Genomic DNA, 23,392 nt, shown 5'->3' with positions numbered 1-23,392 from the left:
GACGCGGCCGTCCGGAGGCCGCCGTGATCGGGAGGTCGGTGATGGCACACGACAGTTCGGCATTGGTCGAGGCGCTGGCACGGTTCGCCCGGCTGTTGCCGACGCCCTACAAGGTCGAGACGGCACTCGACGAGCTCGGTATGAGCGTGACGAAGGTCTTCGACCTGGTCGGCGCGGGTGTCTCGTTACTGGAGGACGACGTGCTCCGGTTCGTGAGCGCGACCGCGGCGCCGGTCGCCACGCTGGAACGCGTGCAGGAACTCGCCCAGCAGGGCCCCTGCATGGAGGCCAGCCGCACCGGTGAGGTGGTGGCCGTCAGCGATCTGCGCGAATCGGCCGACCGCTGGCCGACCTACACCGAGACCGCGCTGGAACTCGGCGTGCTGGCCGTGGCGGGTATTCCGATGTGGCTGGATCAGGAGCGGCTGGGGGCGGTGAACCTCTACAGCACCGGTCCCCGGCCGTGGTCCGAGGAGGATCTCGACGCGGCCCGGACCCTGGCCTCGGTGGCCACCGGCTACATCGTGAACGCCAACAAGCGGATTCAGCAGCGCCAGGTCACCGAGCAGCTGGAACAGGCCCTGGAGTCGAGGGTGGTGATCGAACAGGCCAAGGGCATCATCGCGACGGTGCGCGGGATCGCCCCCGACGAGGCGTTCGATCTGATCCGCAAGCACGCGCGCGCCAACCGGGCGCCCCTGCACGCCATCGCCCGCGCGATCATCGAGATCGGCCTGCGCATCTAACCCGCTGCGGCACAACACGGCCGCACACCCACCGGGCGCCGTCGGGCACTGCCCGGACCGGAGCGCCGCCGATGCTAGGCTTGCTCCGGTCCGGGCCGCCTGCGGGGTCCGGTCTCCTCATTCCGCCCCAGCCCCCGGCGGAGCACGAACAACAGCTCTGTAAGACGGGTGGCTTCATGATGCGTGCCAGTGGCGGGCGGGTCCCGGCGATGACGCCGGACCATATTTCTCCGGGCCCGGCCGACCCGGGCGCCGGGACCGCGCTGCCGGGCCCGGTCGCGGGCCGATTCCGGTTCCGGTTCGACACCCAGCAGTGGGAATGGTCACCCGAGATGTTCCGGATGCACGGGTATCCCCCCGATGCGGTGCGGCCGACCACGGCCCTGCTGCTGTCGCACCGGCATCCCGATGACGGCGACGACGTCGCCGCGGCGATCACCCGCTCGGTCACCGGTGGCGTGCCGTTCTCGAGCCGGCATCGATTCCTCGACACCAGCGGCGGTATCCACACCGTCATGGTGGTCGCCGACCGGCTCACCGGCGACGCCGGGCAGATCGTCGGCGCCGAGGGCGTCTACATCGAGCTCGACGGCATGGTCGCCGACTCCGCCCGCCGGATGTTCGACGCGCAACTACCGGAGATCATTCGCACCCGCGCCGAGATCGAACAGGCCAAGGGCGTGCTGATGGCCATGTACCGGATCGGCGCCGAACAGGCCTTCGAGGTGCTGCGCTGGCGGTCCCAGGAAACCAATACCCGGCTGCAACTCCTGGCCACCCGGCTGCTGGGCGATCTGCCCGCCGTCCCCGCCGTGCCGGTGGAGGTGATCAGCGCCTTCGACCACCTGCTGCTGACCGCGCATCTGCGGGTGCCCGGCGCCGACGGGGAACCGCCGCACTGACTACCCCCGTTCGGGGGTAGTCAGCACCGGTAGGCCGGCGTACGGTCTCGCTGGAGCAGGGTCGAGCTCGGCGCCGCTGCCATGTTTCCCCTGGTAGGAGTCTTGCGACTGGTGTGTACACGGAGAATCCCGGCGCCGCTGCCCGGCCCCGGCAGGCGGCAGGGCGGCCGGATCACCCACGCGCGGGCCCGTATCGTCCTCGCCTGGCCGGTCGGCCGCGTGAGACTCCCGGGCTGGCCCGGCGATCACCTCCGTGCCGTAGTGCTTCCAGCTCCGCACCGCGCCGGACCTGTTCCCACGGCGGGCCGTTCGGCCTGCGCGGCATTGCGGCGAGTTCGCCTGGTGGCGGGCTCTACTCGCCGGGCACCCGCGGCGGTACACTCGATCACGCAGCGTCCGGGCGTGCGCCTGCGGGGCACCACCGCAGTTTGGCGCGTTTGCCCCGAGGTGGCGCGTTTTCCGCTGGCCTACCGGTCCTTCAGCCGCAACACTGAACTCGTGCCGCATCGGCACCACAGTCGTTCCCGGGTTCGAATCCTCCGCGATCGGGCCGCCGCCCCGCACCCGGGACGGGCGGGGAGCACCGAGCCGGCGTGCCCCCGGCTCGGTGCCCGCCGCGAATGCCCGTGCACGGCAAGCTTTTCCGAGATCCACCGGCTGCGTTCCCGAGACCGAGAGGAGATACCGTGCTGAACAACACCTGCGAATCCGCGACCGAGTATGTGATCGCCGAGCTGGAGGCGAAGGGCACCGCCACCCGCGAGGACTTCGACGTTCCGGCCATCGTCGCGACGACCTACGCGGTCGCCGAGACCTGGGATTTCCGGTGCCTGGACCGGGGCACCTTCTGGAACATCGCCGCCAGCAACCTGCGCGCCTGAGCGGTACCGGGCCGGCATATCACGTTGCCGCGCAAGGCTGTTCGATCGAAGAGCGCACCGCTACCGGCTTTGTGCGGTGCGCTGCCGGCCCCGTCACGCAACACGCTGCCACCCGTGTACGCAACGCACTACCACCCGTTTACGCAACACGCTGCTGGCCGTTTACGCAACGCACTGCTGGCCGTCGCCGCAACGCACTAATCAGGTTCACGCAACGCACTACTGACGCTTGTGCAACGCACTACCGGCCGTTCGTGCAGCACATTGCCGCTGTTCTCTGGTGTGGCGCACTGTCACTCGCCTGTCGAGCGCACCCTCACTCGGCGGAGTCGGCCTGCCAGGTCCGGGCGGCCAGCGACCAGCGCCGTTCCGATCTGCGCATGGTGTCGGCGTCGGCATAGCCGAGCAGCCGCGCCTGCCGCCGGGGGCTCAACGGCCCCGCCGCACCGGCCCGGGTCAGGCGCGCACGCTCCAACTCCTGCCGCCAGGTGGTCCCCGCGTCGGCGAGTCGGCGCTGCAATGTCCGGGGACTGGTCGCCAGTCGCCGCGCCACCGCGATCAGGGAGGCGTCACCGTCGTCGAGCGCGGCCGCCAGCGCGACCGCGACCCGCTGCGGCCAGGCCGTCGTCAGCGGCGGCGGGGGTGGCAGGGCGGCCGCCAGCGGTTGCAGCACCCGCGCCAGCGCCGGATCCGAGGTCGCCTGCGGCAGTGTCATATCGGTGGCGCGGAAGGTCATCGCGTCGATGTCCGCCTCGAATTCCACTGCGGTCGTGCCGAATACCTCGTGATAGGCGCGCCGGTCGCGAGGTGCGCGCTGCCGCAACCGGACCCGGATCGGATCCAGCGGGGCGGCGACGGTGCCCCGGGCCCGGGTCAGCACCGCGACCAGCCCCCACAGCTGGGTGAGGTCCCGGGCGCGGCCCGCGCCGTCGATCATCTGGAGATACAGCGTGGTCTCGGTGTCGTTCTCGGGCACCAGATCGAAGCGGTGATTGGTGGTCACGGCGCCGACATAGGGCCCGCAGGTGGCCAGCCCGGCGCCGAGGGTGGCGGCGCTGGCGAAGAGGTAGTCGTAGAGTCCGAGCACCCGCAGCCGGTAGCGGCTGGCGACCCGCAGCGCGACTTCCGGTTCGTCGAGCCGTTTCTCGGCCAGTTCCCACAGCCGCGAGAAGGTGTCGCTGGCCAGGTGCACGGCACCGCCGGACAGCGCCCAGGCGGGAATTCCGCATTCCCGCAGCAGCGCACCGCGATCCACCCCGGCGGCGGCGAGTTCCCCGATGACGAAACGGTGCAGCAGCGTGACATCGGTGCTCATCGGCCCGCTCCCGCGCGGTGGGCCCGGTCCAGTTCGTGCCGCCAGCTGGTGCCCGCGTCGGCGAGCCGGCGCTGCAGGGTGCGCGGGCTGATCGCCAGCCGGCGCGCCACCACCTCCAGCGATACCTCGCCGTCGGCGACCGCCTCGTGCAGGGCCGTCGCCACCCGCCGCGGCCAGGCGGCCGGGAGTTCCGGTGGCGGCGGCAGGGTTTCGGCCAGCGGGCGCAGCACCTGCGCCAGCATCGGGTCGGCGGTGGTCAGCGGCCGGTCCAGATCCACGGCACGGAAGGTCATGGCATCGGTGTCCGCGCCGAATTCCAGCTTCGTCGTGCCGAATACCTCGGCGTAGCAACGGGTGTCGCGGGGGGCGCGCTGCCGCAGCGTCACCCGCACGGGATCCAGCGGGCCCTCGACCACCCGCCGGGTGCGCGCCAACATCGCCGACAGGCCCCACAATTGGACCAGATCCCGGCCGCGGCCGACGCCGTCGATGATGTCGAGCGCCACCGTCGCCTCGGCGCCACCGTCGAAGGTGAGTTCGGCACTGTGGTTGGTGCTGACCGCGGTGATGTACGGGCCGCAGGTGGCCAGTCCGGCGCCGACCGTGGCGGCGGTGGCGAACAGGAAGTCGAACAGCTCGGCCGCCTTGAGCCGGTAGCGGTTACCGATGTGCAGCGGCACCTCCGGATCGCCGAGCCGCCCGGACCCGACCTCCCAGAGCCGGGCGAAGGTCGCGCTGGGCAGATGCACCCCGGGACCGCGCAGCGTCCAGTCCGGGATGTCGCACTCGTGCAGCAGCCAGCCGTGATCCAGTCCGGCCGTGACGAGTTCGGACACCACGAATCGGTGCAACAACGTCACATCGGTGCCCATGCCCCTCCTGTACTCGTTCTGCGGCGAACACATTTGTACAGCTATGACCACGCTGGGAAACACGGTATCCGAAAAGGCGGGTCCCGGATAATCGGTCGCGGGCCGCCCACCCGTACGGGAACGGTTCCGGAATCCGCCGATTCCGGACGATCCGGTTCATACGCCGAGAGGTGGCCGTGTCGGACCGCTACACCCCCACTCCCGCAGACAACTTCGTCTTCGGCCTGTGGACCGTCGGCCGGGTCGGCACCCGGGCAGGGCCCGCCTCACACCCCGAAATCGACGGTGGCGACCATCCGGCGGGCCAGGTCCTCCGGATCGCCGCCGAGTTCCGCACCGGCCAGCGCACCCTCGCGCCACAGCGTCGCGAATCCGTGCACCAGTGACCAGGCCGCGAGTTCCGCGGCCCGGCGCGCGGCCGCGGGCAGCCCCATTCCCGCTATGCCGGAACGCAGTTCGGCCCCGGAGCGGAAGCGGGCGGCGGCCAGCCGCTCGTCGTCGGCGCGCAGCAGGTCGTGCCGGTACATGATGTCGAAATGCCCCGGGTGGTCCCGGGCGAATCGGATGTAGGCCACCGCCACCTCGCGGAAATCCCCTGCGGCAGCGGACAGTTCGGCGGCCAGCAGGTCGAATCCGGTGATCGCCAGCTCGGTCAGCAGGCCCTGCCGGTTGCCGAAGTGGTGCGCGGGCGCGGCGTGCGAGACTCCGGCCCGCTGCGCCAGCACGCGCAGCGACAACCCGTCGACCCCCTCGGCCGCGATCTGCTCGGCCGCGGCGGACAGCAGGGCGGCCCGCAGGTCGCCGTGGTGATAGGCGCTCTTGGTCATGGTTCGATCCTGACGCATCATCTTGACATTGACAAGTTTCCCGCCGCGACCTAATCTTGCCAGTGTCAAGATTTAGCCGGGCGCACCCCAGGAGACCCCGATGGCACCTCTCGTCGTACTGCTCGTCGTCACCGCGGTCACCCGGCTCGCCGGGTGGCTGCACCTGACCGGCTGGCTGGATTCGTGGCCGCACGCCGCCCGGACAGGGCTGGCGGCCATGTTCCTGCTCACCGGCATCGCCCACTTCACCCAGCCCCGGCGCAACGGCCTGATCGCCATGGTGCCGCCCCGGCTGCCCGCCCCGGCCACCCTCGTCACCGTCACCGGCGTGCTCGAATTGGCCGGCGCCGCAGGCGTTCTCATCCCGCCGGTAGCGCCGGTCGCGGCCGGGTGCCTCGCGGTGCTGCTGGTCGTGATGTTCCCCGCCAACATCCGCGCCGCCCGCGCGGACCTCGGTATCAAGAGCATGCCGCTGCCGCTGCGCACCGTTGTCCAGGTGGTCTTCATCGGCGCGTGCGTGCTCGTCACACTGTGAGCGGGACAGCCACCCTGGCGCGTCGCCTCCGGTCATCCCGTACGCACCGCGGCAAGACCACCGATCGCCGCGCCGAAGCTCCCGCGGCGGCTGACGAGCTTCTCGCACATGCCGCGCCGCGCAGCCAGGCCACGAAGGCGCCGCGGGGGCGATCGTGGACGCTGAGCCCGCGTGCGGGGTCAGCGGTGGCGACCGCGCCGCCGGACACCACCCGGTGCCATCCGCGCCTGCCGCCGCGAGCTAATGCTCTGCGGCAGAAGGGGTTTCGAGATCCACGGCCACCAGTCGCTGGGCGTCGTCGAACAGCCGGCGTTCGGCGATGCGGGCGGCGGCGAGAGCCGCCAGTGCCGCGGCGGACAGCAGCATGTACATCACGACGATCTGGTAGCGGATCGCCACCAGCGGGTCGACGCCGGCGAGGATCAGGCCGGTCATCGCGCCGGGCAGGCTGATCAGGCCGACCACCTTGGTCGAGTCGATCACGGGGACCAGCGCGGTGCGCAGCGCCGAGCGGCGGTAGGGCAGGAACGCCTCCCCGGCGGGCAGGCCGAGGCACAGCCGGGCCTCCACCTGCGGGCGGGCGGCGATCGCGTCCTCCCGCACCCGGCGCAGCGCGACCCCGGTGGCCTGCATGGCGCCGGAGACGATCATGCCGCCGACCGGCACCACCACCCGGGCCTCGGTAGAGATCACCCGCAACAGCAGCAGCACGCCGAGGGTCAGCACCGAACCGAAGGCGACGCCGAGGGTGGCGGCCTGCACCGCGTGCGGCAGTCCGGCGCCGCGCCGACCGGCCACCTGCCCGGCGACCACGATCATCAGCACCACCCAGGCCAGCCCGCCCGGCAGACCGGTGTGCCGGAACAGCACCAGCAGAATCGCGCCGACCGCGATCAGCTGCACCCCGCCCCGCGCCGCGGCGATCAGCAGTTCGCGGGTCAGTCCCAGTTGCTGGCGGTAGGCGATCCCGGCCGCCAGCGCCACCAGCAGCAGCGAGGCCGCGACCCCCAGCCAGGTGGGCACGTGCGCGACGGTCGTGGTCACCGGAGCTCCCGTCCGCCCGTGTCGCCGAGCTGCGACAACCGGCCCTGTTCCAGCAGCAGGATCTCGTCGGCGACGCTGCCGACGAAAACGCTGTCGTGGCTGACCAGTACGACCGTTCCGCCGGCGGCGATGTGCCCGCGGATCAGGCCGGCGATCACCCCGGCGGACTGTTCGTCCAGCGCCGAGGTGGGTTCGTCCAGCAGCAGCACCTCCGGCTGCACCGCGAGCCCGCGGGCCAGGCAGACCCGCTGCGCCTCACCGCCGGACAGCTCCGCGCAGCGGCGGTGCAGGAAGGTCTCCGGGAGTCCGGCGCGGGCCAGCAGTTCCAGCACCTCCGTCTCGAGCAGATCGGGCCGGCCCACCCGCACCTCGTCCTGCACGACCTCGGTCAGCAGCACCGGCTGTTGCGGCACCAGCCCGATCCGGCGGCGCAACTCCAGCACGTTCAGCTGGGTCAGCGGCACACCGTCGAGACTGATCACCCCGGACGACGGCTCGGCCAGCCGGTTCAGCAGGCGCAGCAGCGTGGTCTTGCCGATGCCGCTGGGCCCGACCAGCGCGGTGCAGCAACCGCCCGGCAGCACGGCGTCGAGGTCGGTGAACACCGTCCGGTGGCCGTAGGTCACGGAAACCTTGTCCAGGACAATGCTGTGCACGCCACCCACCCTGCCCTACCCGCGACGGCCGCGCATCCCCGGGGGTCAGCGCATCGGGGCGCCGTAGTGCTCTTTCATAAGGTCCAGATGGACCCAGTTGTCGACCTCCAGCACCGGCCGCAGCGCGCGCAGCCGATCCAGCGCCGCGACCACCTCGTCCAGCCGCGGCGCGTAGATCGTGCCGAGCAGATCGAACCGGCCGATGGTGGCGGCGAGGAACCGGACGCCGGGCAGTTCGGCGATCAGCGGTGACAGCCCCGACACCCGGCCGCTGGCCCGCACGCCGAAGCCCACGGCCACCTCCGCATCGCCCTGACCGGGCGTGGACAGCGCGCTGATCCGCACGATGCCCTCGTCGATCAGGCGCATCACCCGCATGCGGGCGGTGCCGGCCGTGGTGCCGGCCGCGGCGGCCAGCACCGCGTAAGAGGCGCGGCCGTCCTCCTGCAACTGGGCCAGTAGCCGCATGTCCAGCGCGTCCAGCCCGGCCGCGGCGACCTTCTGCGGCTGACCGGCATCGATCATCAGATCGGAGTAGTACAGCGTGTTGGTGTCGCGGACGCCGTCGATACTGCGCAGCCGATCCAGCACCGCGGCCAGATCCGTCGCGGCGTGCGTGCGGATCTCGGCGATCAGCGGATACCGCCCGCTGATCAGCGAGACGTACGGCACCTCGGGCAGCGTGGCCACCCGCGCGGCGACCTGCCGCACCGGCTGTTCCACGCTGATCGAGACGTGGGCCAGCGCCTCCAGGCCGACGGTCGCCGGATGCACGATGCCCACGACGTGGGTGTGCCCCGACTCCAGCAGCGCGTTCAGTCGTTTGGCGACCGTGGGCCGCGAGACGCCGAGCTTGGCCGACAGCTCGTTGCGGCCGATGCGCCCGTCCAGGCGGAGCTGGTCGAGGATCCGGGCATCCAGGTCGTGGATGCCGGTGGGAGCCGGCGCGGTCATCCGAACTTAACAATCGACATCTGGTCCACCTCGGTTTTACACATCGGCAGCACTCCTGCAACTTTGCAGCATACGAACGCCGCCGAAGGGAACTTCTGTTTACATTTCATCGATGAAACCCCTTGCCAGGCAACTTCTTACGCCTGGACAAAACCTATCGTAATTTCTATGGTTCAGCGCAGTCGAGAAAGCGACGAATCACCGCGGGAACTTTGCATTACCGCCACCGCACCAACAGGAGATCGACGTGATGAAAAAGCTGAGGCTGGTGGCAGCCGGACTGGGTATCGCCCTGCTCGCCGCCGGCTGCGGTAGCGGATCCTCCGGCAGCAGCGCGCACGGGGCCGCCCCCGCCGGGTTGCTGAAGGACGGCGAGTTGCGGGTGTGCACCGACCCGGAATACCCGCCGATGGAGTACTTCCCGGAGGGCAACACCACCGATCCGACCGGCTTCGACTCCGATGCCGCCCGCGCTCTGGCCGACCTGTGGAAACTGAAGGTGACCTGGCAGATCACCGCCTTCGACGGGCTGATGCCGGCGCTACAGGCCCAGCGTTGCGACGTGCTGTGGTCGGCGCTGTACATCAGCGCGGACCGCACCAAGGTGGCCGACGCCGCCGCCTTCCTGCACACCGGGCCCGGACTTCTGGTGCGCAGCAACGACACTCGCATCGCCACCGCCGACGATCTGTCCGGCAAGACGGTCGCGGTGCAGGGCGGCGGCGTGAACGAGCAGACGCTGCACAAGCTTTCGGACAAGTTCACCGCCGCAGGCAAGCCCGGCATCACGGTGCAGGCGTATCCGAAGACGGCCGAGACCGTCGCCGCCGTCACCAACGGCAAGGCCGACGCGCTCATCGAAACCGATGTGGCCGTGGTGGATATGGTGTCGAAGTCGAACAAGGCGCTGACCGCGGTGCCGAACGTCTTCGCCGCCGAAACCGATTTCGGGGTGTACACCCGTAAGGGCTCCCCGCTGTCGGGGCCCACCGCCGACGCGGTCCGCACCCTCGCGAAGAACGGCGCGCTCGGTGCGCTGGCGACCAAGTACGGGCTGGACCCGGCACGGATTCCCCAGGGCTAGACCATGACCTTCGATCGAGACATCTTCTGGTCCGCGCTGACGTCGGCGGAGTTCCTGCACGGCGCCTGGCTGGCGCTGGCGCTGGCCGTCGTCTCGATGGCGCTGGCGACGGTGATCGGTTTCGGAGTGGCGTTGCTGCGCATCGCCACCCGGCCGATCCCGCGCGCGATCGGCAGCGCGTACGTCTGGTTCTTCCGGGCCATTCCCACGCTGCTGGTGCTGCTGATCATCTGGAACGCCGGGCCGCAGCTGTTCCCGGCGTTGCGGGACCACTGGTTCACCCCGTTCCTGGCCGTGCTGTTCGGATTCGCGGTCGTGGAGGCCGCCTACATGGCCGAGATCCTGCGCTCGGCACTGGAATCCGTCGACGAGGGCCAGCATCTGGCGGCCCGCGCGATCGGGCTGGCGCCGCATCGGGTGCTACTGAAAGTGGTACTGCCGCAGGCGATCAAGGTGGCGTTGCCGCCGACCGGCAACGAACTCATCGCCCTGCTCAAGTACACCTCGCTGGCCTCGGTGATCTCGTTGCGCGAGTTGCTGACCACCGCTCAGAACGGAGTGTCGGTGACCTTCCGCTACGCCGAGTACTACAGCGCCGCACTGGTCTACTACCTGGTGATCGTGAGCGCGCTGATGGGTGTGCAGGCGCTGATCGAGCGCCGATACCGCTGGGTCTCGCGGGCCGCCGGGGCTACCGTCGCACCCCAGGCGGTGGCAGCCCGATGAGCGAATCGGTCACCAGCACACCATCTCCCGGAGAGCGAACCGTGGGCACTCCCCTGCTGCAAACCGTCGGCCTGCGCAAATGCTACGGGCCGAACGTGGTCCTGGACAGCGTCGACTTCAGCATCGACACCGGAGCGGTGAAGGCGGTGCTCGGCCCGTCCGGGTCGGGCAAGTCCACCATGCTGCGCCTGATGTCGCTGCTGGAGCCCGCCGACGGTGGCTCGATCGTGCTGCACGGCAGGGAGATCGGCGTGACCTCCGGCCGCAACGGCGCCACCGTCCGGATGCCGGAGCGGCAACTGGCCCGGCAGCGGGCCGAGATCGGCATGGTGTTCCAGCGGTTCAACCTGTTCGCGCACCTCGACGTGCTGCACAACGTCACCCTGGGCCTGACCGCCGTGCGCGGCCTGGACCGGGGCGAGGCGGCCCAGCGCGCACAGGCCATGCTGGAACGCGTCGGCATGGCCGACCGGATGCGGCACTATCCCTCCGAACTGTCCGGCGGGCAGCAGCAACGGGTGGCGATCGCTCGCGCGCTGGTGCTGGAACCGTCGGTGATGCTGTTCGACGAACCCACCTCCGCCCTCGACCCGGAACTGGTCAACGAGGTGCTGGTGGTGATGGAAGATCTTGCCGCACAAGGGATGACGATGATCGTGGTGACCCACGAGACCCGCTTCGCGCGGCGGGTGGCGCACGAGGTGGCGTTGTTCCACTCCGGTGTCATCGTCGAGCAGGCGCCGCCGGAGCAGTTCTTCGGCCAGCCCGAACACGAACTGACCCGCGCCTTCCTGGCGCACGTGCACTGATTGCGGAGTGACATGCCGGAACTCGCCGTCTACACCGACATCGACGATCTCGATCCGTCACCGGGTGTGACCCTGCTGGAGGACAACGACTTCCGGGTCCGGGTGCTGGCCACCCGCGATCCCGGTGAGATCGCCGCGGCGGCCGCCGGCGCCACCGCCCTGCTGGCCGGATACGCGCCGGTCGGCGCGCAACTGCTGGATCGGCTGCCACGGTTGCGGATCGTCTCGCTGCTGTCCCAGGGCAGCGACACCGTCGACATGGCCGCCGCCACCGCGCGTGGCGTCTGGGTGGCGTCGGTCGGCGACGCCGCCACCGAGGAGGTCGCCACCCACGCCTGGGCACTGGCGCTGGCGCTGGTCCGCCGGCTCGACTTCTTCGCGCTGCACGGCCGCCGCGACTGGCTCGCGCGGCCCGCGGCCGGACCGCGCCGGCTGTCGGAGCTCACCCTCGGCCTGATCGGGCTGGGCCGCACCGGAACCCGCATCGCCGCGCTCGCCGCCGGCTCGGTGCGCCGGATCCTCGGCCACGGCCACGGCCCGATTCCGGCCGGAGTCACCGCCACATCCCTGGACGAGGTGGTGGCGCGGTCGGATCTGCTGTCGCTGCACCTGCCGCTGACCGCGGCCACCGCCGGGCTGATCGACGCGCGGCGGCTGGCCGCCATGCCGCCGGGGGCCTGGCTGGTCAACGTCTCCCGCGGCGGCCTCGTCGACGCGGAAGCCCTTGCCGACGCGCTGGATTCGGGTCATCTGGCCGGCGCCGCGCTGGACGTGCTCGACACCGAGCCGCCACCGGCCGGTGATCGGCTGGCCGGACATCCGCGGGTACTGCTCACCCCGCACATCGCCTACCTGTCCGATGCCAGCGCGCGCGACTACGTGCTGACGCAGGCGCGCAACGTGGTGCACTGGCGGCGCACCGGCCGGCCGCTGTGGCCGGTCGCCGAACCGGCGGTGCGGTCGTGAGCGGGCCGCGCCTGGAGCTGTTCAACTCGCTGTGGGCGATGGAAGATCTGCCCTACGGCGGCGACCGCCCGTGGCGGTTGGACGAGCAGCTGGATCTGCTGGAGCACAACGGATTCGACGGCCTGGCCGTCGATCTGGGTGCCCGTCTGCGGCCGGAGGCGGCGCGGCTGGCCGCCGAGCTGCGCGGGCGGGCGCTGCGGACCGCGGTGTTCGCGTTCGTCGGCGACGACGCGGATCTCGACACCGCCCTGCGTTACGCGCATCTGGTGGACGCCGATCGAATGGTGGTGTGCGGCCGCGTCTTCGACGACGACCCGCGCCGGGTGGCCGCCGTTCTGGAGCACTGGCAGCGGCGCTGCGCCGCCGCCGGGGTCGCGATGCAGCTGGAGACGCACCGGCACACCCTGACCGAGGATCCGCGCCGCACGGTGGCGCTGCTCGAGGTGCTCGATCCGTCGATCCGGCTGGCCGTCGACCTCTCGCACTACGTGTGCGGCAGCGAGATCCCGCTGCCGGTGCCGCCCGAGCTCGACGCCCTGCTGAACGTCGTGCTGGCCCGCGCCGAATCCGTCCAGGGCCGTGTGGCGACCCGGTGCCAGGTGCAGATCCCGCTGGGCTTCCCGCAGCACCGCGAGTGGGAGGAGCAGTTCTCGCACTGGTGGATCCGTGCCTTCACCGCCGTGCTGCGGCACCGCGGCAGCGACCCCGAACCGGTGCTGTTCTGCACCGAACTCGGCACCACCCCGTACGCGATCACCGGCCGCGACGGCCGCGAACTGTCCGACCGCTGGGCCGACACCCTCACCCTGCGCGACCGCGCCGTCGCGGCCTTCGCCGCCGCGCGCGACCGGCTCGCCCTCACCCCAGGAGGCATCTCGTGACCACCGCGGCACAACCGCAGACCGGCAACCGGATCGCCGCGGGACCGCTGGCCGAGCCGCCGTCGGGGCGGTCGCTGCTGCCGGCCCGCGCCTACACCGGCACACCGGAATTCGAGGCCGAACAACATCTCGTGTTCGCGACCGGCTGGGTGTGGGCCGGATACGCGCACTGGCTCGCCGTCCCGGGCGCGGTGCATCCGGTCACCGTGGCCGGGCAGCCACTGCTGCTGGTCCGCGACGAGCAGGACCGGATCCGGGTGTTCCACAACTCCTGCCGGCATCGCGGGATGACCCTGACCGAGGAACCGACGGTGGTGCGCAAGCGGATCCAGTGCGCCTACCACTGCTGGTCCTTCGCGTTGGACGGAACATTGTGCGCGGCACCGTATTACGGCCGTTCCAAGGGCTCCGCCGTGGATCCCGAACTGGGCGAGCGGTTGCGGCTGCTGCCGGTCGCCGCACAGGTGTGGGCGGGTCTGGTGTTCGTCAATCTCGCTGCCACCGAGACGGATCCGGAAGTCTGCGCAGCCGAGTTCACCGCACAGCTGCGGCCGCTGCTGGATCGCTGGTCGCACATCGACTTCGACCGGCTGCACCTGGTCGAGGAGCGCCGCTTCGACATCGAGGCCAATTGGAAGCTGGTGGTGGAGAACTTCCTCGACTTCTACCACCTGCCGTTCATCCACCCCCAGGTCGGACCGGTGGCCGCCTCGCTGGACATCGACGATCTGGTGCTGCGGCCGGACATCGTCGGCGGCAGCTATCCGCGCGGCGCGGTCGGCAAGGCCGACAAGACCGAGCGGCGGCTGCCGTGGCTCGGCGACGTGCCCGCCGATCGCACCGAGCGGCAGGACATCTTCTGCGTCTTCCCCAACGCCCTGCTGTTCCTGGAGGCCGACTGGTTCCAGGTGATCGGCTTCGATCCGCTGGCCCCGGATCGCACCGTCGAACATATGGCGGTGTTCGTGGACCGGACCGCCGCCGCGGCCGAATACACCGCCACCCGAACCCAATTGGCGCGGGCACTGTTCGCGGTCAACGAGCAGGATCTGCCGATCCTGCGGCGGTTGCAGGCCGGGCGGCACTCCCCCGCCGCCGATGCCACCAACCTCGTCGCCGCCTGGGACCAGATCACCGCGCTGTTCCAGCAGCGCGTCGCCGACCGGGCGGGTTACCGGTGAGCGCCGAGGCGCGACTACGCCGGGAACTGGCGGCGGTGTACCGGCTCGTCGCCCATTTCGGGATGACCGATCTGATCTTCACCCACATCTCGCTGCGACTGCCCGGCGCCGAACCGCGTTTCCTGATCAACCCGTACGGCCTGCTGTTCGAGGAGATCACCGCCTCGAATCTGGTGGTGGTCGACGCCGCCGGCCGGCCCATCGGCGACGGCGGGCAGCCGGTGAATCCGGCCGGATTCGTCATCCACTCCGCGGTGCACGCGGCCCGGCCCGACGCGCACTGCGTGCTGCACACCCACACCCAGGCCGGGTGCGCGGTGGCGGCCGGCGCGACGGGACTGCTTCCGCTGAACCAGATCTCGATGGAGTTCTACGAGCGGATCGGCTACCACGACTACGAGGGCGTGGCGCTCGGCCGCGACGAACAGCGCCGCCTGGTCGCCGATCTCGGCGGTCACCCCGCCCTGCTCCTCCGCCACCACGGCCTGCTCACCGTGGGAAGTACGGCAGCGCAGGCCTTTCTGCGCATGTTCTATCTCGAGCGGGCCTGCCGGATCCAGGTGACGGCCACCGCCGCGGGTCCGGTGACCGTGCCGCCGCCGGAGGTCTGCGAGCGCACCGCGCGCCAATTGACCGGCGGGGCCGCGCCCGGCGACGACTACGCCGACACCGACGCCTACGACCTGGCCTGGGCGGCCCTGCTGCGCCTGCTGGATCGCGTCGCCCCCGGCTACGCCGACTGAGCCGCACTTCCCCTCTCCCGGAAAGGATCCGCCGATGCCTCCGATCGGACCCGTCGACGCCACCCTGGTCCCCCGCTACGCGGGCCCGGCCACCTTCGCCCGGCTGCCGCGGCTGGACGAGGTCACCGCCACCGATATCGCCGTGGTCGGGGTGCCGTTCGACACCGGGGTCAGCTACCGGCCCGGCGCGCGGATGGGACCGGGCCATGTCCGGGCCTCGTCGAAACTGTTGCGCCCGTATAACCCCGAACTCGACGTCAGCCCGTTCCAGCGGTTGCAGGTCGCCGACGCCGGCGACATCCCGTGCAACCCTTTCGATATCGGCGAAGCGGTCACCGCGATCGAACGGGCCGCCGACGATCTCACCGGGGCCGGTGCCCGGCTGCTCACCCTCGGCGGCGATCACACCATCGCGCTGCCGCTGCTGCGCTCGGTGGCCCGCCGCCACGGCCCGGTCGCGGTGGTGCACTTCGATGCCCATCTCGATACCTGGGACACCTATTTCGGCGCCGCCGTCACCCACGGCACCCCGTTCCGCCGCGCCTCCGAGGAGGGCCTGATCGACCGGGAGGCCAGCCTGCACGTCGGCACCCGCGGCCCGCTCTACAGCGATCAGGACCTCGCCGACGATCGGCGGCTCGGGTTCGCCACCGTCACCGCCCCGCAGCTGGAGATCGACGGTGTCGCCACGGCCGTCGAGCGGATGCTGGCCCGGCTCGGGGACCGCCCGGTGTACGTGTCGGTCGACATCGACGTGCTCGATCCGGCGCACGCGCCGGGCACCGGCACCCCGGAGGCCGGCGGCCTGACCAGTCGCGAACTGCTGCACATGCTCCGGGCGCTGCGCGCCGTGAATCTGGTCGGGGCCGACATCGTCGAGGTGGCGCCCGCCTACGACCATGCCGAGATCACCGGCATCGCCGCGGCCCACGTCGGTTTCGAGCTGATCTCCGCGATGGCGGCCCGGAACTGAGCGGCCGATCCGGCTGTGCGCCGATGCGACCCGGCGAATCCACGCCACCGCGACCCTACGAATCCACGCCACCGCGACCCGACGGATCCACGCCACCGCGCCCTGGGGGATCCGCGCCGCCGCGGTTCAGATGATCTGTGCCACCGGCGCTGTCATCAGCGCGGTGAGGAAATCCTCGGGCACGTGCGGCCATTCGGGCAGCCACCGACCGGCCCGCTGATCGGCGCGCAGGGCCGCCAGGGTCGCCACCACATGCGGGCCGCCGTCGAGCAGGTAACGGACGGAACCGAACACCGCGCACTGCGCGGCCACCCGGGCCGCGAGCGCCTTCGCCTCGTCGCCGCGACCGGCCGCGGCCAGGCAGCCGATCAGCAGCCGCCGCGCCTTCAGCACCTCCCGCGGGCGATCGACGGCCTCCAGCCGGTCCACCCAGTCCCGGGCCCACCGGCACGCCGTCTGCGGATCCTCGGGCAGCAGCAGCCGGATGGCGGTGAATTCCTCGTACAGGACCGTGAATTCGTCGACCGGGTCGGCCGGCGCCCGCCGGTGGGCGTAGCCGACCACCGGCAGCGCACCGAATTCCGGATGCGGCGGCAGGCCCAGGCGCACCCGCTCGTTCTCCACCTCGGCGCGCAGCCGGGGCAGCTGCATGGTGTGCGCCACCCGCGCGCCCTCGGTGAGCCGGGCGATGGCCGCGGCCCGGTCACCGCGCAGCGCCTTGATCCGGGCGCCCACCACATAGCGGGCCAGTTTGAAATCGACGATGCCGGCGGTGGGCCCGAGCTTGTAGCCGTCGTCGAGCAGCCGTTCGGCGGCCTCCAGTTCGCCACGCTCGTAAAGCAGTTCGCCGAGCAGCGCGCCCGCCAGCCGCGCCGGATACGACTGGCTGCCGCCGGATTGGCGGGCCACCCGCAGCGCCCGCCGGAAATACTTCTCCGCACCCGGGATGTCCAGTTGCAGACCGGCGGCCACGCCGAGGACGCACAAACCGTGAATCTCGTTGTACTTGCCCCGGTTCCGCCGGATGTAGGGGGCCGCCCACTGCTGCCGGCGATGCGCCTCGTCGAGGTCGTAGCGGTAGGCCGCGACGTAGGTGGCGATGTTGGCGGCGATTCCGACCACATAGGGCGGTAGCCGGTCCGCGTGCTCGAAGCACGGCGCCAGGCTGTCGTCGATGCCGGACAGGCGGTCCGCGCGCAACGCCACCACGGCGTGCACGACATCCGCCTGCGCGCGCAGCAGTGTGGTGTCGCCGGCGACGCCGCCCAGCAGCCGTTCCGCCCGGCGCAGCGCGCGTTCGGCCGGATCGGGGCGGTGCAGCAGGGTATTGGCCCAGGCCAGCAGCAGTTGCAGCGGCGGATGGGTGTCGACGGCGGCGATCGGCAACTTGCCGACCAGGCCCAGCAGGCTGGCGGCGTGGCCGTGTTCGAGCAGGGACATGCCGTCCGCCTCGACCAGCGCCACCGCACCGGCCTCGTCGCCGGCCCGCAGCGCGTGATCGACGGCCTCGCCGACCAGCCGCTGCCCGGCGAACCAGTGCGAGGCGATCCGGTGCAGTTCGGTGATCCGCTGCGGCCGATCGCGTTCCAGCCGCTGCCGCAGGAATTCCGCGAACAGGTGGTCGTATCGGAACCAGTGGCCGTCGTCGAGCCTGCGCAGGAACAGATCTCGCTGTTCGATGCGCTCCAGCACCGCCTGCCCGTCGGCGACGCCGGTCAGCGCCGCGGCCAGGTCGCCGCACAGCCGTTCGGTGACGGCGGTGGCGACCAGGAAGTCCAGCAGTTCCGGTTCCAGAGTGTCGAGGACGTTCTCGGCCAGGAATTCCCCGATGAGGTGATGGCGGCCGCTGAGATGGCCGATCAGCTCGCCGCGATCGTCGCTGTCGCGCAGAGCCAGCGCCGCCAGCCGCAGCGCGGCGATCCAGCCCTCGGTGGCGGTGGTCAGTTCGTCGACGTCCTCGGGATCCAGCTCCGGGCCGTCCAGCCCGGTCAGGAAGGTCCGGGCCTCCTCCGGATCGAATCGCAGTGCGGCGACCCCGATCTCGACCAGTTCGTCGCGCGCCCGGGTGGCGCTCATCGGCAGTCCGGCGCGGCTGCGGCTGGTCACCACCAGATGCAGTGCGGGACCGCCGCTCTCGATCAGGAAGCGCAGCGCGCCGGTGGTGGCCGGGTCGGTGACCCGATGCCAGTCGTCGATCACCACCACCAGTTGCTCACCGCGGGCGTCGATGTCGTTGATCAGCGAGGTGAGCACGTACCGCTCGGCCTCGTCGCCGTGCTCCTCGAGCAACTGGCCCAGTTCCCGCGCCAGCGCCGGCCGCACGGTGTGGATCGCCTCGATCAGATGCGACAGGAACCAGATGACGTTGTCGTCGTCGCGGTCGACGGTCAGCCAGGCCACCGCGGTGCCCTGGGCGGCGAGCAGTTCGAACCACTGCGCGGCCAGCGTGCTCTTGCCGAATCCGGTGGGGCCGTGCAGCACCGCCAGCCGGCGGCCGCGGCCCGCCCACAGCACCTCGATCAGCCGATCCCGCGACACCAGCGCCTGCGGCGCCGGCGGGGGCCGGAACCGGGTGGCCGGCACCGGCGGGGTGCGCGCGGTCCGCGCACCGGTCCGGACGGCCACCGTGGCGGTGGCGGGGGTGCGCCCGCGCGGGGTCCGGATGCGGGCGCGGCCCGCTGCCACAGCGGCCGCTTCGGCGTCGGAGTCCGGCAGCGGGATCGGCAGTTCATCCGGCGGGAGACCGTGGCGCAGCTGGATATCGCGCAGCTGGCCGCCGAATTCGGCAGCGGTGGCCGGCCGATCGGACTTGTCCCGCGACATCGCCCGCTCGATGGCCTCGGTCAGATCCGGCGGCAGGCCGAATTCGGCCAGATCCGGCACCGGCATCCGGGTGATGCGCAGGAACTGGGCCACCAGCTGCTCCCCGCTGCGCCGCTCGAAGACCGCGTGTCCGGTGGCGGCACAGAACAGCGTCGCGGCCAGGCCGTACACATCCGCGGTGGCATCCGGCGGCTGCCCTTGCAGCACCTCCGGCGCGGTGAACGCCGGCGACCCGGTGACCGTGCCCGCGGTGGTCACGAAACCGCCTGCCAGCCGCGCGATGCCGAAGTCCGCCAGCTGCGGCTCCCCGTAGTCGTCGAGCAGGATGTTGCCCGGCTTCACATCCCGGTGCAGGGTGCCGCCCCGATGCGCGGTTTCCAGCGCCCCGGCGATCTTCACGCCGATGTGCACCGCCTCCGCCCAGCCGACCGGGCCGAGTTCCTGGATGTGCGCCTCCAGCGATCCGCGCGGGTGGTACGGCATGACGAGGAAGGGCCGCCCGGAGGCGCTGGTGCCGACCTCGAAGGCGCTGACGATGTTGGGATGACCGGACAGCTTGCCCATCGCCAACTGTTCGCGCACGAATCGCTCGAGGTTGTCCGGCTCCAGTGCGGCGGTGAGGAGTTTGACCGCGACCGTACGGCCGAGCGTGGGCTGGTGACACCGGAACACGACGCCGAAACCGCCGCTGCCGATCTCGACCGCCGCCGTGAATCCGGCAGCACGCAGCTCGGCCGTGACCCCCGTGATCAGGTCACGTTCCGTGGAGAGCGGATCGCTGTGTGTCACGACCACCTCGATGCAACCTTCGACCAGTACTTCAAGGATATTCCGGTCGCGACGATCATGGGCCCCACGGTTTTCCGGGTGTGTCGCGCCCGTGTGTCCTTCGGATCGAGGCTTTCCGACTGTCGCTACGGGTTGACAGGCGGTTACTATCCATTCCTCGAGAATTCCACAGTCAGAAAAGGTTCCTATAGAGGTATGAACGCGATTCCGATCCGTCGGCGCCCGGTGCGTTGGCTGGCGTGTTGGTGTGCGGTGGTGGGGGTTTCGGCTCTGGCGACGACTCAGGTTGCGGATGCGCATCCCGTGGGTCTCATGCCGACCATGGCGCCTCCCACCGTGGTTCCGGTCACGACATCCTCGCCCGGGCTGCTGATCGACTCGGCGACTGCGGTCGCCGGTCAGATGCAATCCGCGATCGACCTGGCCGCGCCGGGCAGCCAGGTCGGCATCGAGGTCGTCGACACCAGCACCGGTGCCGAATTGGCAAGCCTGGACCCGGATCAGCAGTTCTACACCGCCTCCGTGGTGAAGCTGCTGATCGCGCTGGACGCGATGGAGCGTCACGATCCTGCGAGTCCGCAGGCGGATCCCGAAGTCACCCAGCAGGTCCGGGACATGCTGACCGCCAGCGACGACGGCATCGCCGACGAGCTGTGGGTCGCCGACGGCGGGGTCGACATCGTCACCAGGATGGCGCAGCAGATCGGCCTGCCCGGCACCGTGCCGCCCGACGATCCCGGCCAGTGGGGCGAGACCCGCACCACGCCCAGGGATGTCGTGGCGATCTACCGCTACATCGACAGCACCGCCCCGGAGGCGGAGCGCCAGGTGATCATGGACGCGCTCGAGCACGTGAACGAGATCTCCGCCGACGGCACCGATCAGTTCTTCGGCATCCCGGCCGCGCTGCCCGGCGTGGCCTGGGCGGTGAAACCGGGCTGGATGGCGCTGAATTCGTCCACCACGCTCAACTCGACCGGATTGATCGCGGCCCGGCCGGGTGAGCCGTTGCGCTACATCGTGGTGGTGCTGACCTCACAGCCGGCCGATATCGGCTGGAACGCCGGTGGTGCGGCGCTGACCTCCGGAGTCTCGGTACTGCGCACCGTACTCGGATTGGATCGCTGAGGAACCGGAAACGACGAGATCCGGCCCGGACCACTGCGGTCCGGGCCGGATCTCGTTGTGTGCCGCTTGCGCTCAGTCGTCGTCGCGGTTCTTGCGTGCCTTGCGGCGCTCGGCCCGCAGCTCCGCCAGTTCCTGTTCGAGTGAATCCGCGATCCGGAACTGCCCGGTGTCGTAGATGTTGAACGAGTCGGTCGACGGGTTGCCGTCGTCGACGGGCTTGCTCGGCCTGGCGCCGTTGGACTTGCCGTTGCCGTTGCCGTTGGTCTTGCCGGAGGTGTCGCGCGCCGGCGCGACGGCGAAGATCGAGTCCGTGTTGGGCTCGTCGTCCATGTCGAGCAGGGCCGAGTTCCGCGCGCTGTCGTTGCGGGTGCTGCGCACCTTGGCGGCGGGTTCGGCGGGCGTCGCCTCAGCTGGTAGCGCCGCTAATGGACGCTCCTGGGCAGCAGGGTCCGAACCGCCGTTGGGCCGCAGGAAGCTCACGAAGGTCGGCATCGAGCGGCGGATCTGGTCGGCCGGATCCGGCATGTCGCGAACCTGCTCGGTCGCGCGCGCGATGGCGAGGCCGTACCGCGAGCTGGCGGCGTGGTGGATCAGCAGGGCCACACCGATCATCACCGGGGCCACCGCGTGCACGGACACGTCGTACCAGTCGCCGTGCTTCATGTACGGATAGGTGTTGAGGCCGACGGTGAGCGCCAGCAGCGCACCTTCGGCGAAGGCCACCTGCCTGCGGCTGTCGATGATGCCCCACTCGGCGACCTTGTTGGTGCCGACCATGATGATCACGAGGCAGACGCTGATCATCGCCTCGAGCAGGTAGCTGAACCAGTACAGCGGATCGCTGGGCCCGCCGGGCGCGATGTTGTGCTGCACGTTCACCGCCGACCACAGCATGCCGGCCGCCACCACGCCGGCGAGCGCGCGCAGCGACATCGACCGATGCCGGTACAGCGAGGCCAGTTTCGCGTGTGGGCTGGATTCCCGCCGCTGTGCGGCGATGGCCTTGCGCGCGATCAGGAGATCGCGCATATCGGCCTTGGCGATCTCCTGGGACGTCTTCCGTGCGTGGTTCGACGCCTCCGACAGCGCCTGCACATGCCGCCAGCGCTGTTCGCGCTCCTCCACGCGGATCTTCTCCGCGAGTTGGCGTTCGGCGGACAGTTCGTCCTCGGACAGGGCCTCGGTGAGAGCGGGGTCGAACTGGTACGCGAGCCGCCCGCGGGCCTTCTCGACCCGCCGCGCCAGATGCGTAACCTCGTCCCCGACGGGGTGCTCGATGGTCATCTAGCCTCCAGGCTGGTGAGATTCGATGTCAGCCAAGTCATCACGGGTGGTAACGGCACGGACTATTTTTAGTCGAATCCCGCCGCGAGCGAAACTCTGGATTAGCCGAGATTCCACCTTCTCTCGGCGTGGCGCGTGCGACACGCCCAGAGTTGTCCATTCCCGCCACCTTCGAGACCTGCGCCTAACCGGTCGAACCGGCCAGTAGGTGCCCGGCGGTACGATACCGGTTAGCATGCTCGGGTGGCGAAACTGACAGTGTCGGTCGACGTGCCGTTGCCGCCGGATCAGGCCTGGGCGCATGCCGCCGATCTCCGCGAACTGGACCGCTGGCTCGTCATGCACGAGGCGTGGCGCGGCGAGGTGCCCGAACAGCTCACCGCCGGAACCCAACTGGTCGGTATCGCTACCGTGAAGGGCCTGCGCAACAAGGTGCGCTGGACGGTCCGCACCGCCGACGCCCCGCGCCGGCTCGCCCTCGAGGGCGCGGGCAAGGGCGGCACCAAACTCGGCCTGAGTCTCGACATCGCCGCGCGCGGAACCGGTTCGGAGGTCACCGTCCGCATCGACCTCGGCGGGCGGCCGTTGTTCGGTCCGATCGGCGCCGTCGTCGCCCAGGCGCTGAAGGGCGACATCGACCGGTCCCTGCACCGGTTCGTCACCCTATACGCCGCGTAACCGGCCGCGCCGCAACCGGTTCGGCCGATTCCGCCCGGAACGCGCGGCGACTCTGCTGGCATGGGATCCGCACCCACGCACGCACGGAGGCGGATATGTTGTCCCAGCAGGAGATTTCGGATCGGCTCGAGATCACGGACCTGATGGCCCGGTACGCGCACGCGGTCGACTCCCGGCAGTGGGATCTGCTGGACGACCTCTTCACCGCGGACGCGTACATCGACTACACCGCAACCGGCGGCGCCGCGGGCGATCTCGCGGCGGCGAAGAAATTCCTCGCCGAGGTGCTGCCGAATTTCCTGGCCTATCAGCACTTCGTCGGGAACGCGATGATCACCGTCGACGGCGACACCGCCACCGCCCGCTCGATGTGTCACAACCCGATGGTGATGTCCGACGGGCAGGGCGGGCAGCGGGTTCTGCTCAACGGACTCTGGTATGTCGACGAGTTGGCGCGCATCGACGACCGGTGGCGGCTGCGGCGCCGGCATCAGGAGATGAGTTATCAGCTGCTGGTCCCCTGACCGGCCCGAATACCGCAGCCGCTGTGGCGCGGCTCAACTATTTTCCGAGTAAAATATCCGTTAAGCTTCTC

23 protein-coding genes are annotated in these 23,392 nt (G+C 70.5%); 15 read left to right on the top strand and 8 right to left on the bottom strand.

The window, feature by feature from the left end; translation table 11 throughout:
* The first annotated feature begins 41 nt into the window (after positions 1-41).
* The 3 genes from LBW94_RS32245 (at position 42) to LBW94_RS32235 (ending at position 2,529) form a co-directional block, all read left to right on the top strand.
* Positions 42-746 (top strand): GAF and ANTAR domain-containing protein, encoded by a 705-nt coding sequence (locus tag LBW94_RS32245; protein WP_225062027.1) that lies wholly within the window; start codon positions 42-44, stop codon positions 744-746.
* A 176-nt stretch (positions 747-922) separates the two neighbouring features.
* On the top strand, positions 923-1,648 hold the full coding sequence (locus LBW94_RS32240; RefSeq protein WP_225062028.1) for a PAS and ANTAR domain-containing protein: 726 nt from the start codon (positions 923-925) through the stop codon (positions 1,646-1,648).
* Between the two features lie 686 nt (positions 1,649-2,334).
* The gene (locus tag LBW94_RS32235; RefSeq protein WP_225062029.1) at positions 2,335-2,529 is read left to right on the top strand and encodes a hypothetical protein; all 195 of its coding nucleotides are present in this window, start codon (positions 2,335-2,337) and stop codon (positions 2,527-2,529) included.
* 316 nt (positions 2,530-2,845) lie between these two features.
* On the opposite strand, the gene LBW94_RS32230 is transcribed toward LBW94_RS32235, so the two are convergent.
* From LBW94_RS32230 to LBW94_RS32220, 3 genes are all read right to left on the bottom strand, one after another.
* Positions 2,846-3,844, bottom strand: a complete 999-nt coding sequence (locus tag LBW94_RS32230) for an AraC family transcriptional regulator ligand-binding domain-containing protein (protein WP_225062030.1) — start codon at positions 3,842-3,844, stop codon at positions 2,846-2,848.
* Positions 3,841-4,716: an AraC family transcriptional regulator ligand-binding domain-containing protein gene (locus LBW94_RS32225; RefSeq protein ID WP_225062031.1), complete on the bottom strand. Its 876-nt coding sequence runs from the start codon at positions 4,714-4,716 to the stop codon at positions 3,841-3,843. Before LBW94_RS32225 ends, LBW94_RS32230 begins: the two co-directional genes overlap by 4 nt.
* 266 nt (positions 4,717-4,982) lie before the next feature.
* The gene (locus LBW94_RS32220; RefSeq protein WP_225062032.1) at positions 4,983-5,543 is read right to left on the bottom strand and encodes a TetR/AcrR family transcriptional regulator; all 561 of its coding nucleotides are present in this window, start codon (positions 5,541-5,543) and stop codon (positions 4,983-4,985) included.
* A 100-nt stretch (positions 5,544-5,643) separates the two neighbouring features.
* On the opposite strand from LBW94_RS32220, the gene LBW94_RS32215 reads away from it, so the two are divergent.
* Complete coding sequence (locus LBW94_RS32215; protein WP_225062033.1) at positions 5,644-6,078, top strand: DoxX family protein; 435 nt, start codon at positions 5,644-5,646, stop codon at positions 6,076-6,078.
* A gap of 240 nt (positions 6,079-6,318) precedes the next feature.
* On the opposite strand, the gene LBW94_RS32210 is transcribed toward LBW94_RS32215, so the two are convergent.
* The 3 genes from LBW94_RS32210 to LBW94_RS32200 are packed head-to-tail and all read right to left on the bottom strand — an operon-like array spanning position 6,319 to position 8,732.
* A complete protein-coding gene (locus LBW94_RS32210) occupies positions 6,319-7,122 on the bottom strand; it encodes an ABC transporter permease (RefSeq protein ID WP_225062034.1) in 804 nt (267 codons plus the stop codon).
* Positions 7,119-7,778 carry an ATP-binding cassette domain-containing protein gene (locus tag LBW94_RS32205; RefSeq protein WP_225062035.1) on the bottom strand — a complete coding sequence of 220 codons (660 nt, stop codon included), beginning with the start codon at positions 7,776-7,778 and terminating at the stop codon, positions 7,119-7,121. Before LBW94_RS32205 ends, LBW94_RS32210 begins: the two co-directional genes overlap by 4 nt.
* Before the next feature lie 45 nt (positions 7,779-7,823).
* Complete coding sequence (locus LBW94_RS32200) at positions 7,824-8,732, bottom strand: Lrp/AsnC family transcriptional regulator (RefSeq protein ID WP_225062036.1); 909 nt, start codon at positions 8,730-8,732, stop codon at positions 7,824-7,826.
* A 250-nt stretch (positions 8,733-8,982) separates the two neighbouring features.
* On the opposite strand from LBW94_RS32200, the gene LBW94_RS32195 reads away from it, so the two are divergent.
* The 8 genes from LBW94_RS32195 to speB are packed head-to-tail and all read left to right on the top strand — an operon-like array spanning position 8,983 to position 16,095.
* The gene (locus LBW94_RS32195; RefSeq protein ID WP_225062037.1) at positions 8,983-9,816 is read left to right on the top strand and encodes a transporter substrate-binding domain-containing protein; all 834 of its coding nucleotides are present in this window, start codon (positions 8,983-8,985) and stop codon (positions 9,814-9,816) included.
* Positions 9,817-9,819: 3 nt separating this feature from the next.
* Positions 9,820-10,542 carry an amino acid ABC transporter permease gene (locus tag LBW94_RS32190; RefSeq protein WP_225062038.1) on the top strand — a complete coding sequence of 241 codons (723 nt, stop codon included), beginning with the start codon at positions 9,820-9,822 and terminating at the stop codon, positions 10,540-10,542.
* A complete protein-coding gene (locus LBW94_RS32185) occupies positions 10,539-11,351 on the top strand; it encodes an amino acid ABC transporter ATP-binding protein (RefSeq protein WP_225062039.1) in 813 nt (270 codons plus the stop codon). Before LBW94_RS32190 ends, LBW94_RS32185 begins: the two co-directional genes overlap by 4 nt.
* 12 nt (positions 11,352-11,363) lie before the next feature.
* Positions 11,364-12,317, top strand: coding sequence for a C-terminal binding protein (locus tag LBW94_RS32180; RefSeq protein ID WP_225062040.1), 954 nt, complete (start codon positions 11,364-11,366; stop codon positions 12,315-12,317).
* Positions 12,314-13,198, top strand: a complete 885-nt coding sequence (locus LBW94_RS32175; RefSeq protein WP_225062041.1) for a sugar phosphate isomerase/epimerase family protein — start codon at positions 12,314-12,316, stop codon at positions 13,196-13,198. Before LBW94_RS32180 ends, LBW94_RS32175 begins: the two co-directional genes overlap by 4 nt.
* The gene (locus LBW94_RS32170) at positions 13,195-14,379 is read left to right on the top strand and encodes an aromatic ring-hydroxylating oxygenase subunit alpha (RefSeq protein ID WP_225062042.1); all 1,185 of its coding nucleotides are present in this window, start codon (positions 13,195-13,197) and stop codon (positions 14,377-14,379) included. Before LBW94_RS32175 ends, LBW94_RS32170 begins: the two co-directional genes overlap by 4 nt.
* Complete coding sequence (locus tag LBW94_RS32165; RefSeq protein WP_225062043.1) at positions 14,376-15,122, top strand: class II aldolase/adducin family protein; 747 nt, start codon at positions 14,376-14,378, stop codon at positions 15,120-15,122. The genes LBW94_RS32170 and LBW94_RS32165 overlap by 4 nt, the downstream gene beginning before the upstream one ends.
* Positions 15,123-15,156: 34 nt before the next feature.
* Positions 15,157-16,095: an agmatinase gene (gene speB, locus LBW94_RS32160; RefSeq protein ID WP_225062044.1), complete on the top strand. Its 939-nt coding sequence runs from the start codon at positions 15,157-15,159 to the stop codon at positions 16,093-16,095.
* A gap of 126 nt (positions 16,096-16,221) precedes the next feature.
* Here the strand turns inward: speB and LBW94_RS32155 are convergent, their stop codons facing one another.
* Entirely contained in the window at positions 16,222-19,707 is a 3,486-nt protein-coding gene (locus LBW94_RS32155) for a serine/threonine-protein kinase (RefSeq protein ID WP_225062055.1), read from the bottom strand.
* A gap of 321 nt (positions 19,708-20,028) precedes the next feature.
* On the opposite strand from LBW94_RS32155, the gene LBW94_RS32150 reads away from it, so the two are divergent.
* Positions 20,029-20,835 carry a serine hydrolase gene (locus tag LBW94_RS32150; RefSeq protein WP_225062045.1) on the top strand — a complete coding sequence of 269 codons (807 nt, stop codon included), beginning with the start codon at positions 20,029-20,031 and terminating at the stop codon, positions 20,833-20,835.
* A gap of 72 nt (positions 20,836-20,907) precedes the next feature.
* On the opposite strand, the gene LBW94_RS32145 is transcribed toward LBW94_RS32150, so the two are convergent.
* Positions 20,908-22,119, bottom strand: coding sequence for a hypothetical protein (locus tag LBW94_RS32145; RefSeq protein ID WP_225062046.1), 1,212 nt, complete (start codon positions 22,117-22,119; stop codon positions 20,908-20,910).
* A gap of 243 nt (positions 22,120-22,362) precedes the next feature.
* On the opposite strand from LBW94_RS32145, the gene LBW94_RS32140 reads away from it, so the two are divergent.
* Both LBW94_RS32140 and LBW94_RS32135 read left to right on the top strand, forming a co-directional pair.
* Complete coding sequence (locus LBW94_RS32140) at positions 22,363-22,797, top strand: SRPBCC family protein (protein WP_225062047.1); 435 nt, start codon at positions 22,363-22,365, stop codon at positions 22,795-22,797.
* A gap of 95 nt (positions 22,798-22,892) precedes the next feature.
* On the top strand, positions 22,893-23,321 hold the full coding sequence (locus tag LBW94_RS32135; protein ID WP_225062048.1) for a nuclear transport factor 2 family protein: 429 nt from the start codon (positions 22,893-22,895) through the stop codon (positions 23,319-23,321).
* Positions 23,322-23,392 lie beyond the last annotated feature (71 nt).

It is taken from the genome of Nocardia sp. alder85J (assembly GCF_020176955.2).
Taxonomy (GTDB): Bacteria; Actinomycetota; Actinomycetes; order Mycobacteriales; family Mycobacteriaceae; genus Nocardia.
This window is presented reverse-complemented; position numbering and strand designations above follow the sequence as displayed.